17 protein-coding genes are annotated in these 16,499 nt (G+C 56.8%); 16 read left to right on the plus strand and 1 reads right to left on the minus strand.

Translation table 11 applies throughout. The features are described from left to right. The first annotated feature begins 23 nt into the window (after window positions 1–23). The 16 genes from cheY (at window position 24) to U5K34_RS09440 (ending at window position 13,672) form a co-directional block, all read left to right on the plus strand. A complete protein-coding gene (gene cheY / locus U5K34_RS09365; RefSeq protein WP_322568129.1) occupies window positions 24–410 on the plus strand; it encodes a chemotaxis response regulator CheY in 387 nt (128 codons plus the stop codon). A gap of 20 nt (window positions 411–430) precedes the next feature. Next, window positions 431–1,171 (plus strand): protein phosphatase CheZ, encoded by a 741-nt coding sequence (locus U5K34_RS09370; protein WP_322568130.1) that lies wholly within the window; start codon window positions 431–433, stop codon window positions 1,169–1,171. 24 nt (window positions 1,172–1,195) lie between these two features. After that, window positions 1,196–3,274, plus strand: a complete 2,079-nt coding sequence (locus U5K34_RS09375; RefSeq protein WP_322568131.1) for a chemotaxis protein CheA — start codon at window positions 1,196–1,198, stop codon at window positions 3,272–3,274. Window positions 3,275–3,367: 93 nt separating this feature from the next. Next, the gene (locus U5K34_RS09380) at window positions 3,368–4,435 is read left to right on the plus strand and encodes a chemotaxis response regulator protein-glutamate methylesterase (protein ID WP_322568132.1); all 1,068 of its coding nucleotides are present in this window, start codon (window positions 3,368–3,370) and stop codon (window positions 4,433–4,435) included. A gap of 3 nt (window positions 4,436–4,438) precedes the next feature. Continuing rightward, window positions 4,439–5,188, plus strand: a complete 750-nt coding sequence (locus U5K34_RS09385; RefSeq protein WP_322568133.1) for a flagellar motor protein — start codon at window positions 4,439–4,441, stop codon at window positions 5,186–5,188. Window positions 5,189–5,190: 2 nt separating this feature from the next. Further along, entirely contained in the window at window positions 5,191–6,003 is an 813-nt protein-coding gene (gene motD, locus U5K34_RS09390; RefSeq protein WP_322568134.1) for a flagellar motor protein MotD, read from the plus strand. A 230-nt stretch (window positions 6,004–6,233) separates the two neighbouring features. Beyond that, on the plus strand, window positions 6,234–7,046 hold the full coding sequence (locus tag U5K34_RS09395) for a ParA family protein (protein ID WP_322568135.1): 813 nt from the start codon (window positions 6,234–6,236) through the stop codon (window positions 7,044–7,046). Continuing rightward, window positions 7,036–7,761, plus strand: a complete 726-nt coding sequence (locus tag U5K34_RS09400) for a chemotaxis protein CheW (protein ID WP_322568136.1) — start codon at window positions 7,036–7,038, stop codon at window positions 7,759–7,761. Before U5K34_RS09395 ends, U5K34_RS09400 begins: the two co-directional genes overlap by 11 nt. Window positions 7,762–7,930: 169 nt before the next feature. After that, complete coding sequence (locus U5K34_RS09405) at window positions 7,931–8,407, plus strand: chemotaxis protein CheW (protein ID WP_322568137.1); 477 nt, start codon at window positions 7,931–7,933, stop codon at window positions 8,405–8,407. Between the two features lie 11 nt (window positions 8,408–8,418). Next, complete coding sequence (locus U5K34_RS09410) at window positions 8,419–8,601, plus strand: hypothetical protein (protein WP_322568138.1); 183 nt, start codon at window positions 8,419–8,421, stop codon at window positions 8,599–8,601. Window positions 8,602–8,609: 8 nt separating this feature from the next. After that, on the plus strand, window positions 8,610–9,011 hold the full coding sequence (locus U5K34_RS09415; protein ID WP_322568139.1) for a DUF2802 domain-containing protein: 402 nt from the start codon (window positions 8,610–8,612) through the stop codon (window positions 9,009–9,011). A gap of 508 nt (window positions 9,012–9,519) precedes the next feature. After that, window positions 9,520–10,077 carry a class I SAM-dependent methyltransferase gene (locus U5K34_RS09420; RefSeq protein WP_322568140.1) on the plus strand — a complete coding sequence of 186 codons (558 nt, stop codon included), beginning with the start codon at window positions 9,520–9,522 and terminating at the stop codon, window positions 10,075–10,077. 64 nt (window positions 10,078–10,141) lie between these two features. Further along, entirely contained in the window at window positions 10,142–11,026 is an 885-nt protein-coding gene (locus U5K34_RS09425; RefSeq protein WP_322568141.1) for a hypothetical protein, read from the plus strand. 75 nt (window positions 11,027–11,101) lie between these two features. Then, complete coding sequence (locus U5K34_RS09430) at window positions 11,102–12,082, plus strand: DUF2157 domain-containing protein (protein WP_322568142.1); 981 nt, start codon at window positions 11,102–11,104, stop codon at window positions 12,080–12,082. 92 nt (window positions 12,083–12,174) lie between these two features. Beyond that, window positions 12,175–13,149: a DUF4401 domain-containing protein gene (locus tag U5K34_RS09435; protein ID WP_322568143.1), complete on the plus strand. Its 975-nt coding sequence runs from the start codon at window positions 12,175–12,177 to the stop codon at window positions 13,147–13,149. Next, window positions 13,139–13,672, plus strand: coding sequence for a GDYXXLXY domain-containing protein (locus U5K34_RS09440; protein WP_322568144.1), 534 nt, complete (start codon window positions 13,139–13,141; stop codon window positions 13,670–13,672). The genes U5K34_RS09435 and U5K34_RS09440 overlap by 11 nt, the downstream gene beginning before the upstream one ends. A 79-nt stretch (window positions 13,673–13,751) precedes the next feature. On the opposite strand, the gene U5K34_RS09445 is transcribed toward U5K34_RS09440, so the two are convergent. After that, window positions 13,752–16,430: a bifunctional acetate--CoA ligase family protein/GNAT family N-acetyltransferase gene (locus U5K34_RS09445; protein ID WP_322568145.1), complete on the minus strand. Its 2,679-nt coding sequence runs from the start codon at window positions 16,428–16,430 to the stop codon at window positions 13,752–13,754. Window positions 16,431–16,499: the final 69 nt, after the last annotated feature.

Here is a 16,499-nt window from a genome sequence, read left to right on the forward strand (position 1 = left end):
TGCATTAATGCTGGAGGGATAGCGTGGACAAAAATATGAAGATCCTCGTTGTGGATGATTTTTCCACCATGCGACGAATCATCAAGAACCTGTTACGGGATCTGGGTTTTACCAATACCGAGGAAGCCGATGACGGCACCACGGCACTGCCGATGCTGCAATCGAATCATTACGATCTGTTGATTACCGACTGGAACATGCCCGGTATGCAAGGTATTGAACTGCTCAGGAAGGTTCGTGAAGACGAGAACCTGGCGCAAATCCCGGTATTGATGGTGACCGCCGAACAGAAACGTGAACAGATTGTCGAGGCTGCCCAGGCCGGGGTTAATGGTTATATCGTGAAACCGTTTACCGCCCAGACACTCAAGGAAAAACTCGACAAGATCTTCGAGCGCATCGAAGGCTGAATAGTATTCAAGGCGGTTCAATGTCGGATAATAATCTCATCAACGACGATAATATTGCCCGGGTCCGCGATCTGCTGGCCTGTATGGAAAACAAGGACGAAGAGGGGGCCCGCGAGGTGGTCGATGACCTGACCTCGATTCGTGAATCCGCGCTGTATCAGGAAATGGGCAAGCTCACCCGCGAGTTGCACGATGCCATCAGCGCTTTCGGCATGGACGATCGCATCGCCGATATCGCCGAGCACGATATCCCCGACGCACGCGAGCGACTCAACTATGTGATCCAGAAAACCGATGAAGCCGCCAACCGTACCCTGGAGGCGGTGGAAGAATCCTTTCCCCTGTGTGAAGAAATCGAAAATCGGGCCGCTGAGTTACATGAACAGTGGCAGAGATTTACCAATCGCGAACTGAGTGCCGACGAATTTCGTACCCTGAGCAAACAGTTGGGTGATTACCTGGGCAGCCAGGGGGAGAAAACCGGCGTACTGAAAAGTAACCTGAACAATGTACTGATGGCTCAGGACTTTCAGGATCTGACCGGACAGATCATCAAGAAAGTGATCAAGCTGGTGGAAGAGGTCGAAGACAACCTGGTTGAACTGATCAAGCTGGCCGGGTTGCCGGAACACGAAGAGCAACCGCAAAAACAGGCTAGCGAAAAACTGGCCGGGCCGGTGGTGCCGGGAGTCGACGATACCGGCGACACTGTCTCCGGTCAGGACGAAGTCGATGACCTGCTCTCCAGTCTCGGGTTTTAATCAAGCGTACAGGCTGAACGAAGAATGGATGATGAACTGTTACAAGATTTTCTGGTTGAGGCGGGCGAGATCCTGGAGCAACTCAACAGCCAGCTGATCAGCCTGGAGCAGGCCCCCGACGACAAGGACCTGCTCAATGCCGTGTTTCGCGGTTTTCATACCATCAAGGGCGGCGCCGGCTTTTTGAATATCGATCCGATGGTGGCGCTGTGTCATCGCACCGAGGATATCTTCAACCTGCTGCGTAACGGCGAGCGCCACGTGACCCAGGATCTGATGGATACCGTGTTGCCGGTACTGGATGTGCTCAACGATCAATTCGCAAGGCTGCAATCCGGCGACGAGCTGGATGCCGCCGATCCGGCCCTGTTGCGGGCCCTGGAACATTACACCACCCCGGGCGACGCTCCGGCCCCGGCGGCCGCGCCGGGCGCTGAACCGAAACCCGAAGCGGTGGCGGCCGCCGGCGATGAGGATATCACCGACGAGGAATTCGAGGCGCTGCTCGATGCCCTGGACAAGCCCGGGGGTGGCTCGAGCGACAAGCCGGCGGCGACCGATAAATCCGACGGCGACGAGATCAACGACGACGAATTCGAAGCGCTGCTGGACGACTTGCACGGCAAGGGACAGTTCAAGGGGGCGCCGGCGGCCGACAGTGCCGCGGACAAACCGGCCGCAGCGGCGGGCGGCAACGAACCGCAAGAGCCGATCAGCCAGGATGAATTCGAAGCGCTGCTGGACGACTTGCATGGCAAGGGGCAGTTCAAAGGGGGCGCGGCGGATGCCGGACACAGCGCTGCTGCGCCGCCCGCCGCCGGTGGCGCTGGCGGCGGCGGGAACACCTCTGCCGCAACCTCGGCGGCGCCGGAACCCGAAGAACCGCAGTCGGCTGCCGCCATGGTGGCCAAAGCCGCGGCCGGCAACAAGGAGCGCCCGGCCGGTGAGACTTCCGTGCGGGTGGATACCGCCCGTCTGGACGAGATCATGAATATGGTCGGTGAGCTGGTACTGGTGCGCAACCGGATCTCCCGTCTGGGCGAACATGCCGGTGACGAGGAACTGTCCAAGGCGGTCGCCAATCTGGACCTGGTGACTTCCGATCTGCAACTGTCGGTCATGAAGACCCGCATGCAGCCGATCAAAAAAGTCTTCGGACGTTTTCCGCGCGTGGTGCGGGATATGGCCCGCAGCCTGGAGAAGGAAATCCATCTGGAAATGATCGGTGAAGAAACCGATCTGGATAAAAACCTGGTTGAGGCACTGGCCGATCCGCTGGTGCACCTGGTGCGCAACTCGGTGGATCACGGTATTGAGATGCCGGATGTCCGCGAAGCGGCGGGTAAGCCCCGGGAAGGGACTGTCGCCCTGACGGCTTCCCAGGAAGGGGATCATATCCTGCTGGTGATTGAAGATGACGGCGGTGGTATGGATCCGAATAAGTTGCGCGACAAGGCCGTGGAAAAAGGTGTCATGGATGCCGATGCAGCCGCGCGTCTGGACGATAACGAATGTTTCAATCTGATTTTTGCGCCGGGTTTTTCCACCAAGGATCAGATTTCCGACATTTCCGGTCGCGGTGTCGGCATGGACGTGGTCAAGACCAAAATCACCCAGCTTAATGGCAGTATCGAGATCGATTCGGCACCCGGCAAGGGCACGCGCCTGAGTATCAAGGTGCCACTGACCCTGGCGATTATGTCGACCCTGATGGTCCGGCTCAAGGATCAGCTGTTTGCCCTGCCGCTGGTCAATGTCAGTGAAATCTTCCATCTGGATCTGACCAAGACCAACATCATGGATGGTCAACAGGTGATCATCGTGCGCGAAAAGACCCTGCCCCTGTTTTATCTCAAACGCTGGTTAGTCAAGGGTGAAGCCAACACGCCGCTGCCCAACGAAGGTCACGTGGTGATCGTGCATATGGGTAACCAGAAGATCGGCTTTGTGGTGGACGAACTGATCGGTCAGGAAGAAGTGGTTATCAAACCCCTCGGTGCCCTGTTGCAGGGGATTCCGGGACTGGCCGGAGCCACTATCACCGGCGATGGCGGCATTGCCATCATTCTCGATGTGCCGGGCCTGATGAAAATGTATACCTGACGCAATGGATTAATCCATCTCAGGCAAGACCCGTCGCCCGTGTCTTGCCAAACGGAAGCATGACAAACAACGCAGTATGACGGAGGAACGTTAATGGCAACACGGGTGCTGGTGGTGGATGACTCGGGGTTCTTTCGTCGTCGGGTCGCTGAAATTCTCAATGCCGATTCCTGGCTGGAAGTAGTCGGGCAGGCGGAAAACGGTGAAGAAGCCGTCCGCATGACCGCCGAACTCAAACCCGATGTCATTACAATGGATATCGAAATGCCGGTGATGGACGGCATCACGGCCACGCGCAAGATCATGCAGCGTACGCCGACCCCGGTGATCATGTTTTCCTCCCTGACGACCGATGGCGCCAAGGCCACGCTGGATGCCCTGGAGGCCGGTGCGCTCGATTTTCTGCCCAAGCGCTTCGAGGACATCGCTCGCGATCGGGACGAAGCCAAGAACCTGTTATGCCAGCGGGTCCGGGCGCTGGGGCGCAAGCGTATGGCCACGCCGCCAACCAGCGCGCCGGCCAGCAAACCCATTAGCACCAGCAGTGCCGCGCCGGTGCCGGCGCCCGCGCCACGTATCAGCAAGAGCGGCACACTGAAATTACTGGCGATCGGCACCTCGACCGGCGGACCGGTGGCGCTGCAACAGGTGCTGACCAATCTGCCCGCGGATTTCCCCTTGCCGATTGTGCTGGTGCAGCATATGCCGGCCACCTTTACGCCAGCGTTCGCCAGGCGGCTCGATCAGCTGTGCAAGATCAACGTCAAGGAAGCCGAGGATGGCGATGTCCTGAAACCGGGCTGGGCCTATCTTGCCCCCGGCGGTAAACAGATGTTGCTGCAGAGTCGCGGTAGTCAGCCGGGTCTGAAAATTATCGATGCCGATGAGTCGCAGACCTATAAACCCAGCGTCGATATCACGTTCGATTCCATTAGCAGCGTCTATCCGGGGGAAACTCTGGCGGTAGTTATGACCGGGATGGGGGCGGACGGTCGCGAGGGGGCACGGACCCTGAAACAGAAAGGCTCCACGATCTGGGCCCAGGACGAGGCCAGCAGCGTGGTTTATGGCATGCCGGCCGCTGTGGCCGAGGCCGGTCTCACCGAACAGATACTCAATCTGACCGACATCGGGCCGAGTATCGTCAAGCGGGTGATGTAGCTCATGGATCTGCTGAGCCTGTTCGGTCTGATACTCGGGCTTGCCGCGATCCTGGTTGGCCAGCATCTGGAAGGCGGGCATATCAGTTCGTTGCTCAACGGACCGGCGTTGCTGATTGTGATTGGCGGTACAGTCGGGGCGGTCATGTTGCAATCCCGTCTCGGTGTGTTTTTACGCGCCATGCGCATGCTGTTCTGGACCTTTTATTCCCCCCGCTACGACTTTGAAGAGGGCATTCAGCGCATCATCCGCTGGAGCAACATCGCGCGCAAGGAAGGCTTGCTGGGGCTGGAAGATGTCGAGGAAAAAGAACCCGATCCGTTTGCGCGCAAGGGGCTGCAGCTTTTGATCGACGGCAGCGAGCCGGACAGCATTCGCAATATTCTGGACGTGGATATCTCGGTCAAGGAACAGTTCGATATCCAGGCGGCCAAAGTCTTTGAAAGCATGGGCGGTTACAGCCCGACCATCGGTATCCTCGGCGCGGTCATGGGACTGATCCAGGTGATGGGTAACCTGTCCGATCCCGGCATGCTGGGGAGCGGTATTGCGGTGGCGTTTGTGGCAACCATCTATGGGGTTGGGGCCGCCAACCTGATCTTTTTGCCCATTGCCAACAAGCTCAAATCATTGGTGCAGCTACAATCCCAGTACCGGGACATGTTCGTCGAGGGCATGATCTCCATCGCCGAAGGCGAGAACCCGCGCAACATTGAAACCAAGCTGCTGGGTTATCTGCGCCAGGGGCCGTAACCATGCGTCGCCGTCAACGTCGACAGGCACCGGAAGAGGAGAACGTCGACCGCTGGATGGTCTCCTACGCGGATTTCATCACGTTACTGTTTGCGTTTTTCGTGGTCATGTATTCCATGTCCTCGATCAACGAGAGTAAATACCGGGTGTTATCCGACACCATGATCGATGCCTTCAAAACGCCGCCCAAGTCCCGTGATCCGATTCAGATCGGCGAGGAGGCCAGGGCGTTTGTTCCGGTCGAACCGTTGATCGAACAGCCGCGCACGGACATCGTCCAGTTAAAGGCGCCTGAGACGACGGTGGATCGATCCCGGCAAATGGCACAGATCGCCGAACAGGTCCGCGACGCCATGCAGCCGCTGATCGATCAGGGCATTATTAACATCAATCAGGACAAGCTGTGGGTGGAAGTGGAAATGGATACCCGGGTGCTGTTCCCCAGCGGTGCGGCGCAACTCACACAGCAGGCTTACCCGGTGCTGGAGGAACTGGCCGAGGTATTGCGGGATGTGCCCAATCATATCGATGTGGAAGGGCATACCGATAACCAGCCCATCAATACCCTGGCCTACCCGTCCAACTGGGAACTGTCCGCGGCGCGCGCGGCGAGCGTGGTCCATCTGTTCACACAGAGCGGAGTGGAGCCGCAGCGTCTGTCCGCCATCGGCTATGGCGAACACCGGCCGATCGCCGATAATGACGCCGTCGAAGGCCGCCAGCGCAATCGCCGGGTCACAGTGGTGATTCTGGCCGACAAAAATGCCCGCCGGATGCTGGAAATCGAGCGCCAGATAGATAACGATCAAAGCTAGACGATTGTTTGCCGGTTTACTGCGTGTGGCAGGCGTTTACATCTTCTCGCCAGGCCGCACAGAACACCGGGTCTGGTGTTATGGTGAATCTCCGGGCACTATGATTGAGTCCGTTGCGAGCTCGGCGTCTCTGCGAGAGTCTCTGTTTTCTGGAACAGGCTGGCGTCACAGGATATCCGGGCTGTAGCTGGCCGGCTTCTTGCATTATTGAACCTCATGAGGAGGCGCATTTGAAAATCTGGGCGGTGGCCAATCAGAAAGGCGGGGTGGGTAAAACCACCACGGCCGTGACCCTGGCCGGGCATCTGGTCAACCAGGGCGAGCGTGTGCTGCTGGTGGACATGGATCCCCATGGCTCGCTGACCGCCTATTTTGGCAAGGATCCCGATACCCTGGAGGAGAGCCTCTATTTGCTGTTCCAGGGCGAGGGCGCCGAGTCGTACGTGGATCCGCGCCAGTTGTTGCTGGATACCCGGTTCGAGGGCCTGAGACTGTTGCCGGCCTCCACCGCGCTGGCCACGCTGGATCGCCAGCTCGGCAGCCAGGAGGGCAAGGGCCTGGTCATGGCCCGCAGCCTGGCCCGGCTGGAAGGCGAATTCGATACGGTCCTGATCGATTGCCCGCCGACCCTGGGCATCCTGATGGTCAATGCCATGGCCGCCTGCGAACACCTGCTATTGCCGGTCCAGACCGAATTTCTGGCCCTCAAGGGGCTGGAGCGGATGATGCGCACCCTGCAGATGATCCTGCGCGCGCGCCGCGGTGGTCTGAGCCATACCATCATTCCGACCATGTACGATCGGCGTACCCGCGCCGCCGGGGAGAGCCTGCAGGTGCTGCGGGAAAAATACGGCAACGAGGTGTGGAACTCGGTGATTCCGGTCGACACCCAGTTCCGGGAGGCCAGCAAACAGGGCATCCCCCTGTCGATCATGCGCCCTGCCGCGCGCGGCGCGCAGGCCTACGCCGCCCTGTTGCATTCGCTGTTGAACCCCGGGGCCGACGAGCCCCATTTGAAACTGGTGACCGGTTATGAGCAATAAGCCCGCCAAGCAGACGCTGGTGGAGGAAAAAGTGGCGCTGGATATGTTCCTGCAGTCCCTGCTGCGCGAACCTGAATCGACGCCCGAGCCGGAACCGGCCCCCGCGCCGCCAGTGAGCGAAGCGCCGCCCGCGGCCCCGCCGCAGGTCAAGGTCGAGGTGCCCTCACCGACGGTGGTGGAGGCCCCGGTGGTCGAGACGCCCACTGCACCGGTGGAGGCGCCGTCCGAGGTCCCACCGGCCGCCGGCGAAGATTTGCCGCCCTGGGCCGATCTGTTCCAGGCCATGCTGTTTCGGGTCGCCGGCCTCACCCTGGCGGTGCCCCTGGAAGAGCTGGGCGGCGTGCTTGAGTTCGATCCCGACCAGCTGACCGAAATGCCCGGGCATGCCGATTTTTATCTGGGCCTGGTGACCCATCTGGGCAAGAGCGTACCGGTCGTGGATACCGCCCGGCTGGTCTTCCCCCCCGAAAAACTGCAGCAGCTGGCCGGGGACGATCCGCTCAAACGGGTGCGCCGGGTGGTCCTCATCGACGAGGGGCGCTGGGGCCTGGCCTGTGACGAGGTCGACGAGGTCATTACCCTGCGCAAGGATGAGGTCCGCTGGCGCAGCGATCGCACCCGCCGGCGCTGGCTGCTGGGGACGGTCATCCAGCATATGTGCGCGCTGGTGGATACCGGCGCGTTTGCCACAAAATTGGCCGAAGGCCGCGATTAAACCCTCAAATCAGCGGCTTACCGGCCGATAACAGCAATACAACCATCGCCACGCCCATTTCCGCCGACTGTTGACGCGGCAATGGCATGGATAATGCAACCTGATATTCTGCACGGCCGGGGCGTCGGCGTTTTGACGCCACCGGCACCGGCAAGGAGAGAGACAACCGATGAATGACGTGGTAGAAGCCGCCAACGATCCGAGCATCCAGTGGGTGACCTTCAAGCTGGAAGGCGAGAAGTATGGCATCAAGGTGATGCAGGTGCAGGAAGTGCTGCGCATGAACGAGATCGCCCCGGTTCCCGGTGCCCCGGATTACGTCCTGGGCATCATCAACCTGCGCGGTAACGTCGTCACCGTGATCGACACCCGCAAACGGTTCGGTTTGCCGATCCGGGAGCCGGATGATTCGACCCGCATCGTTATTGTTGAAGCAGAAAACCAGATCGTCGGCATCCTGGTCGACAGCGTGGCCGAAGTGGCCAACCTGCGGACCTCGGAGATCGAAACTGCGCCCAATGTCGGCAATGACGAAAGCGCCAAATACATTCAGGGTGTCTCCAGCCAGGAAGGCGAGCTGTTGATTCTGGTCGACGTTAACAAGCTGTTGACGGACGAGGAATGGGAGGAGGTTGCAGCCTTGTAACCTGTTCGGGCATGACGGAGATACGCAATATCATTCCGTTGAATCCCGGTTGGCCGGTGCACAAACCCGAGCCGACCAGCCCTTCCGGGGAGCGCAAGCAACGTCCCCGGCGCCAGCCCAAACGTTCGCCACAACAGCCGCCGGATAACCCGCGTGATCCCGACAACGGACCACAGATTGATGAATATGCCTGAGGTGGCGAATGGAACCGATGAACCTGTTAAGCGAACTCGACCTGAATATCATCCTCTTGCTGGGCAGTGTCGTGCTCCTGTTGCTGGCGGGAGTGGCTATCCATTTACTGCGTCGTCAGAATAAACAACAGCAACTAACCCTGGCTGCGGTCAAAAATGATCTGCGCGCCCTGACCACTGCCGCGGTCAGTGTCGGCGAACGTCTGCTGGAGGTCGAACGCCGCCAGCGCCGTCTGGCCGAACGTCAGGAACAGGTCGACATCTACGACTCCGCCAACCAGCCCTACGAACATGCCATCCGCATGGTGGAAAAAGGTGCCAGCGTCGAACAACTGGTGGACGTCTGTGGCCTCAGCACCAACGAGGCGGAACTGCTGCACATGATGCATCGCTTCGACAAGGCAGGTTAAGCCTCTGTTTTTTTGATCTTCTATTATCCCAACTGTTGTATTTTGCGTCCGGTTAACCCGGGCGTTTTCTTGTGCTTTTTCCTCGCTAAATAATAGTTCCCAACACCCGATCACCCCTGTAGGGTGGAACAAGCAAAGCGGTTCCACCTGAACCCCGACTGCTTTTTTCCCTGCCAGAGCGCCATCGTGCGATGCACGGGCGGGCGTATTGGTTTAAAATCAGCCTGTCGCTGTTTCAAGCAAGCAAATCACAGTAAACCAGAGAGGATGTGGAATGGAAAGGCGGGCCTGCGTCGTATGCGAGACGAATCAATTCGCGCAACAGTATTGCCATCTGGATGGCCAGGATTATCTGCGCTGTGACAATTGCGGCCTGATCTATGTTGACCGGTTATTAAAACCGGAGGAGCTGTACAAAGCCTATAGTGGCGACACTCTCAAGTCGTTGCGACGGAAACTGACGGCACCTTTTCGAAAGTTTGCCTGGACCAAATCGTTCGACAAATCCATGCGCCGCGCCCGGGGGATTTTCGAGTTCGGCCAGAAGCAGGTGATGGCCGGTGGCGAGAAGCGTCGCTACATGGATATCGGCTGTAACAAAGGCTTTTTGCTGGCGATGGCGCACGAACACGGCTGGGATGTTTATGGTATCGAGCTGGTCCGGGAATTGATCCGGCCGTTTATCAACAGTTATCCCCAATACAAAAATCAGATTTTCTCCAAACGCTTCGAGGACGCAAAAGAAAAAGTCGAAGGGGAGACTTTTGACCTTATCACGGCGATCGATGTTATCGAGCATTTTGAAGATGTCTCCGGCGATCTGCGTGGGATCTATGAGCTTTTGAAACCCGGCGGAGTTTTTTTGATACAGACTCCTGATTCCGGTGGCGAACGAGCCTTACAGCAACAATGTACCTGGAAATCTCTCAAGCCACTCGAACATTTGCATTTGTTTAATGAAGAAAGTCTGAGGATTTTGTCCGAGCGTATCGGGTTTGATGACATTGAGTATTTTTCTCCTTTTGACGAGGCTAATGGCAACTTTGTGGCAGTGTTGCGTAAGTAATGGTTACGTGTATTTATTTTAGCGGTATTATTCTGAGTTTTATATAATTTTATTGGTGATCAATATGTCTTTGTTTGTATCTACCAGTAATGGCATATTTTCTGTTAATCCTGATACTGAGTCTATTCGACATGTTTTAAAACGAAAGCATACTTCGGGATTATTCAGCAGAAGAGCTAAAGGTTATTTTGGTATATGTAATTATGCAAACAATAAGGTAATGGCTGCTTCTAAAGAGGTTATGGGAACCACGAAGTCGAACAAACCTACTTCGGATTGCAAGTTACACTTAATTTTTCCTGATACTGGTGGATATGAATATTTGGCTTCAGTGTATGATGTGCACGACGTTCATCAGATCGAGTATTATGATGGGTTTGTGTTTTTGACTGACACAGGAAAGAACAGGATTGTTGTTTATGATTTAGAAAAACAAATTGTCAAAGGGTATTTGGATATTGGAAAAAGAAGATTTGATATTAATCATGTTAATGCGGTTAAGGTTTTTAACGGTATTCTGTATATCGGGCTGAATTATGCGGAGCCTAACAGTAAAATATTGCTCCTTCATATGGCGTCGCTTGAAGTGGCATTGGATTGTTCTGATATAATGGATATTGTCGATGTAATCACCATTCCGGGGTGTTTTCATACCCATGATCTTGTTGAGTGCGATGATAAGTTGTTGGTTTGCTCGTCAGCTGATGCGAGATTGGTTGATGCATACACAGGCAGGCAATTATGGGCTTATGAGTCCTGGCTTAGAGGTATTGCAGTAACAGAGAACCATGTTTGGGTCGGGCAAAGTGTTCATGCTAAACGTAGAAAACGTCATAGCAAAAAGCTTGCAGGGTATCTACACAAGCTTGATCGAAATACTTTTGAGTTTCAGGGGACGGTTACAATTTCTAAAGTAGGTCAAATAAACGATATGGTTTATGCAGGCTGAATATGCTACTAAATCGATTGTTGTGAGATAAGATGATACACAAGAATGTTCCATTATATTGAAATATAGGGAAATATGGGTTCGAATCAGCGGTTTATCATTAAGCTTGTAGAACAGGGTTACATCCTGCCGCAAAAGCTCGAACAGGCCCTGACGGTTAGCGGTGTTTATCCTGACTCGCATGCCTGGCATAAATTCATTGATCATCTCTTCTTATGGCTGGGCGGACTGGCACTGGCGTTTGCCGTGCTGTTTTTCGTCGCCTATAACTGGTCGGAGCTGGGGCGCCTGTTTCGTTTTGCTTTGGTTGAGGTGCTGGTGATCGCGGCGATTGTCGGTTACTGGAAACTGGGCACGGAGCGCATGGCCGCCAAGGTGGCGTTGCTGGGCGGGACGATCGGTCTGGGCGTATTGCTGGCCCTGTACGGGCAGACCTACCAGACCGGCGCGGATCCCTGGCAGCTGTTCTTTAACTGGTCGCTACTGATTCTGCCCTGGGTGCTGGTGGGCCGCTTCGCCCCCTTGTGGCTGCTTTGGCTGGCGCTGGTCAACCTGAGTGTGATGCTCTATTTCACTGCCTTCCCCGGTGCCTTCGGCTTGTTATTGCCCAGGGATACCGGCATGTACTGGACACTGTTCCTGCTTAATACCCTGGCACTGGTGTTGTGGGAGTGGGCCGCCACTCGCTGGTCGTTTATGGACCGGCGCTGGGCGATTCGACTGGTGGCGCTGGCCAGCGGTTACACCATTACCTGGCTGGCGCTGATCAGTATCGTTGAGGGGGCACTGACGGATCGTTCCGGCTTGGTGGCGGGGATGATCTGGCTGCTCTGGCTGGCGAGCCTGGGCGGGGTCTATCGCTACAGGATCCGCGATCTGTTCATGCTGACCGGGGGTTCGCTGTCCGTGATTGTGGTGGTGACCACGTTCCTGGCCCGACACATGCTGGAAGGCGATCCGGTGGGCGCGTTTTTGTTCCTGGCCGTTGTGGTGATGGCCGGCGGTAGTGGTTCGCTGATCTGGCTCAAACGTTTGCACAGAGAGTGGCAGTCATGACGTCGCGTGAGGGACTCTGGACGAAATTGGTTGAAGCCGGTGTGGTCGAAGGCCCGTTACCAAAAGAGCCAAATCCGGATTCTCCCTGGTATATGCGTGTACTGACCGGTTTTTCCGGCTGGCTGGCCGCGTTGTTCCTGCTGGGTTTTGTCGGCTCGGCATTTGTCTGGGCCGTGGAAAACGCCATTCTCTCGCTGGCCGTGGGCGCGGTAATGATCCTGGGCGCGTATACAATCCTGCGTCATGCCGCTAACGAGTTCGTGGAGCATCTGGCTCTGGCATTGAGCCTGGCAGGGCAGGTGCTGGTGTTCTGGGGGCTGTTTCGGATTAACACTCCCGGCTGGTCGGCTTCTACCTGGTTGTGGATCGCGCTGCTGGAACTTGCCCTGACCTGGTGGATGCCGAGTTTCGTGCACCGGGTGTTTTCAACGTTTCTCGCAGCGGGCGCGTTGTCAACGGCCTTTATGCAGATGCACGTTCCCTATGTGATAGACAGTGTATTGCTGCTGGCTATGGCCTGGATCTGGCTGCACCTGTTTCGTTACCCACGCCAGCTTGCCCGTTTACGCGCGGTTGGTTACGGGCTTGCCCTGGCTTTGATTCCGTTGAAGGGCTCGGTGTTGTTTCAGGCCGGCGGCACGGGCTGGCGGGCACAACCATTTCAGGTCGAGTCATGGCTGCAACCGTGGATGGCCGAACTGTTGACCGTGGCGGTGATGATCTATGTGGTGTGGCAGTTGCTGCAACGCTATCAATACGACAGCGGTGATCGTTTCAGTTTGCTGGTTCTGGCTGCGACTTTGTTGATTGCGCTGTTCTCACTGGAAGCGCCGGGGTTGGCGACGGCACTGGTGATCCTGTTGCTGGGGTTTGCCGTGGGCAACCGGGTGTTACTGGGACTGGGGATCGCCGCGTTGCTGTTCTTTATCTCTTCTTATTATTATTTGCTGGATATCACTTTGCTGGCCAAGGCAGGCCATTTGCTGCTTATCGGATTGGCGTTGCTGATGTTGCGCTGGCTGGCTGCGCGCTACCTGTTCAACAAAGGAACAACCGATGTCGCTTAACGTTAAGGTGGCCCTGTTGACGCTGGTGGTGGCCCTGGTGCTGGTGAACGGGGCGATCTACAACAAGGAACAGCATCTGGCCCACGGGCAGGTGGTGTATCTGGAACTGGCACCGGTCGATCCGCGCTCGTTGATGCAGGGCGATTACATGGCACTGCGTTTTCAACTGGCGCGATCTCTCTACGCGGATTTGCCGAAAGTGAAGTCTGAACATGGGCGGCAACCGGTCGAGGCCGGTGACGGCTATGTCGTCGTGTCGCTGGGTGAGCGTAATATCGCGACATATCGCGGGCTCTACCAGGACCAGAAGCTGGCGGAAAATGAACGGCTGTTATATTACCGGGTCCGCCAGGGCCGGGTGAAATTTGCCACCAATGCCTTTTATTTCCAGGAAGGGCGTGCCGGAATTTATGAACCGGCTCGCTATGGCCGCTTTCGGGTCGATGAACAGGGTGAATTATTACTGGTCGGTTTGCACGATGAACAACTTGCGCCACTGACGCCCGGTGAACCGGCTCGCTGAAGCAGACCGCGTTCGCTTGCCAGACGATGCGACGGGAGTTTCTGGTCTCCCGTGATACAGATTTTCTCTGTCCGGCTGCTTACAGTTTTTTCAATACGACTTTAATACCCGGATCATCGTCACTGGATCTGGCGCTGAAGCCGAGATGTTCGATCAGTTTCAGCATATCGTGATTGTTGGCCAGCACTTCGCCTTCCATCTGTTTCAGACCACGTTGTCGGGCCGTGTCGATCAGCGCCGTCATTAAATGTGTGCCGATACCCTTGCCTTGCCAGGCATCGGCCACCACCAGGGCAAATTCGCAGCTCTTGCCATCGGGATTGGTAACATACCGGGCCACGCCCAGCTCGGTTTCATCCGTCGCCTCGTCCAGCACGGCAATCAGGGCCATCTCGCGGTGATAATCCAGCTGAGTAAAGCGCACCAGCATTTCCGGCGTCAGTTCGTTAAGACTGCGCATAAAGCGAAAATACTTTGACTGACTGGATAGGTTTTTGACAAAACTCTGTTCGATTGTTGCATCTTCGGGCCGTATCGGGCGGATGGTGATGTCGATTCCGTCCGCCAGTTGCATGCGAGAGATTAGTTGTTTGGGATATGGATGGATGGCCATGTGGCCATAGCGATCCAGGGTCGGGGCCGGGCGTTCCACCTCGATGCGAGCATCCAGGGCGATCACGCCCTGTTCATCGGCGATTAACGGGTTAATGTCGATGGATTTGATATGCGGCAGCTCGCAGACCATTTCGGAAACCCGGCGCAGTAACTGCACCAGGCTTTCCATGTCAACCTGGGGCATATTACGCCAGGCGCCGAGCAAGCGGGCCACCCGGGTTTGTTCGATCATCTTGCGCGCCAGGTAACTGTTCAGTGGCGGCAGGGCAATGGTTCGGTCATGCAGCACTTCCACCTGGGTGCCGCCGGCGCCGAAGGTAATGGCCGGACCGAAGACCGGATCCCGGATGACGCCGACGATGAGTTCCCGTCCATTGGGGGCGTGGTACATCGGTTCAAGCGTGACACCGCGGATATCCGCGGCGCGGGATTTTTGGCTTACCGTCGCCATCAGTTCATTAAAAGCACTGCGTACGGTCTGGGCGTCGCTGATGTTCAATCTGACGCCGTTGACATCGGTTTTGTGCGTAATGTCCGGTGAGTAGATTTTCATGACCACTGGAAAGCCGATCGATTCGGCCACAACCAGCGCATCACCGGGGCTGTGGCACTCGATACTCTGGGTGACGGGGATGGTAAAGCTATGCAATACCGCCTTGGATTCGGCGGTGGTCAGCACGCTGCGGTTTTCCTGCAAGACATTTTCTATGATCAGCCGGGCGCCATCGATATCCGGCTCGCTATGGCGACCCAGCGGCGTCGGCACCTGCAGCAGCAGTTGCTGATTGTGATAATAACTGGCCAGGTAAAAGAAAGCCTCGACCGAGGTTTCGGGACTGCTGAAGGCGGGAAGATGGTGTTTGGCGAACAGGGCATTGGCTTCGTTGACTTGTTGCTCGCCCATCCAGCAGGCGAGTACCGGCTTGCGGGAATCCTTGTGCGCCTTGATTACTGCTTCAGCACAGGCTGTGGGATCGGTCATGGCCTGGGGCGTGAGCATCACCACGATGCCATCGACCTGGGTATCATCAAGGCAGGCCTTGACGGCATGGTAGTAACGATCGGCATCGGCATCGCCGAGTAAATCCACCGGATTGCTGCTGGACCAGTGCGTCGGCAGAACCTGGTCCAGAGCGTCGGTGGTCGATGCCGACAGCTCGGCCAGTTGCACCCCGAGATCCATGGCGCGATCGGTAGCCATCACTCCGGGGCCTCCGCCGTTGGTGATGATGGCGAGACGATTGCCGTTGATCCGGTATTCACTGGCCAGCACCTGGGCCGCGGCAAACAGTTGCGAGACGGTCATGGCCCGCACCACCCCGGCCCGTTGCAGGGCGGCATCGAATACATCATCGGCGCCGACCATGGCGCCGGAGTGGGTGACGGCGGCACGAACGCCTTCACTGTGACGTCCCGATTTGATCACGATCACCGGTTTCATGCACGCGGCACTGCGCAAGCCGCTCATGAAACCGCGAGCATCACGTATGCCTTCGATATATAAAAGTATACTGTGGGTTTGTGCATCCTGAGCGAGATAATCGAGAATGTCACCAAAATCGATATCCGCGGCGTCTCCCAGCGAAACAATGCTGGCAAAACCGATATCATGCAGCATCGCCCAGTCGAGCACTGCGGTACACAGTGCCCCTGACTGGGAAACCAGGCTCAGCTTTCCGGGCAGGGCACTGTTTTTACTGAAGGTGGCATTCAGTCCGATGCCGGGACGAATCAGTCCCAGGCAGTTTGGCCCCAGTACCCGGATCTGATACTGGCGTGCGATGTCGAGTATTTCCTTTTCGAGTGCCTGGCCGTGGCCTGAGCCTTCGCTGAAACCGGCCGAGTGAATGATTACGGCACGCACTCTGTATTCGCCGCATTCGTGGAGGATACCAGGCACGGTGGTCGCCGGGGTGGCGATCACGGCCAGATCGATCGGTTGGCCGATTGTTTGTAAGTCCGGATAACAGGGCTGTTCACGCAGTTGCGTATATTTGGGATTGATCGCATACACTGTGCCGGTGTAATCACTATCCTGCAGGTTGTCGTATACTCGTCTGCCGACTGTGTTGGGCCGCTGGCTGGCGCCAAATACCGCGATGGAGCGGGGCGAAAACAGGTGGTCGAGATAATGTTGTCCCATGGGTGTCTCTGATTCCGGCTGGTATTATGATTCAAGCATAGCAACTGCAACACAAACGCGAGTGGTGGT

This window comes from Thiohalophilus sp. (genome assembly GCF_034521165.1).
GTDB lineage: Bacteria > Pseudomonadota > Gammaproteobacteria > UBA6429 > Thiohalophilaceae > Thiohalophilus.

What these genes read in the sequence shown, in the direction of transcription:
- U5K34_RS09370 (WP_322568130.1), top strand. Translation starts at nt 431, where the DNA reads ATGTCGGATAATAATCTCATCAACGACGATAATATTGCCCGGGTCCGC.
- U5K34_RS09375 (WP_322568131.1), top strand. Translation starts at nt 1,196, where the DNA reads ATGGATGATGAACTGTTACAAGATTTTCTGGTTGAGGCGGGCGAGATC.
- U5K34_RS09380 (WP_322568132.1), top strand. Translation starts at nt 3,368, where the DNA reads ATGGCAACACGGGTGCTGGTGGTGGATGACTCGGGGTTCTTTCGTCGT.
- U5K34_RS09385 (WP_322568133.1), top strand. Translation starts at nt 4,439, where the DNA reads ATGGATCTGCTGAGCCTGTTCGGTCTGATACTCGGGCTTGCCGCGATC.
- motD (WP_322568134.1), top strand. Translation starts at nt 5,191, where the DNA reads ATGCGTCGCCGTCAACGTCGACAGGCACCGGAAGAGGAGAACGTCGAC.
- U5K34_RS09400 (WP_322568136.1), top strand. Translation starts at nt 7,036, where the DNA reads ATGAGCAATAAGCCCGCCAAGCAGACGCTGGTGGAGGAAAAAGTGGCG.
- U5K34_RS09405 (WP_322568137.1), top strand. Translation starts at nt 7,931, where the DNA reads ATGAATGACGTGGTAGAAGCCGCCAACGATCCGAGCATCCAGTGGGTG.
- U5K34_RS09410 (WP_322568138.1), top strand. Translation starts at nt 8,419, where the DNA reads ATGACGGAGATACGCAATATCATTCCGTTGAATCCCGGTTGGCCGGTG.
- U5K34_RS09415 (WP_322568139.1), top strand. Translation starts at nt 8,610, where the DNA reads ATGGAACCGATGAACCTGTTAAGCGAACTCGACCTGAATATCATCCTC.
- U5K34_RS09420 (WP_322568140.1), top strand. Translation starts at nt 9,520, where the DNA reads ATGCGCCGCGCCCGGGGGATTTTCGAGTTCGGCCAGAAGCAGGTGATG.
- U5K34_RS09425 (WP_322568141.1), top strand. Translation starts at nt 10,142, where the DNA reads ATGTCTTTGTTTGTATCTACCAGTAATGGCATATTTTCTGTTAATCCT.
- U5K34_RS09430 (WP_322568142.1), top strand. Translation starts at nt 11,102, where the DNA reads ATGGGTTCGAATCAGCGGTTTATCATTAAGCTTGTAGAACAGGGTTAC.
- U5K34_RS09435 (WP_322568143.1), top strand. Translation starts at nt 12,175, where the DNA reads ATGCGTGTACTGACCGGTTTTTCCGGCTGGCTGGCCGCGTTGTTCCTG.
- U5K34_RS09440 (WP_322568144.1), top strand. Translation starts at nt 13,139, where the DNA reads ATGTCGCTTAACGTTAAGGTGGCCCTGTTGACGCTGGTGGTGGCCCTG.
- U5K34_RS09445 (WP_322568145.1), bottom strand. Translation starts at nt 16,430, where the DNA reads ATGGGACAACATTATCTCGACCACCTGTTTTCGCCCCGCTCCATCGCG.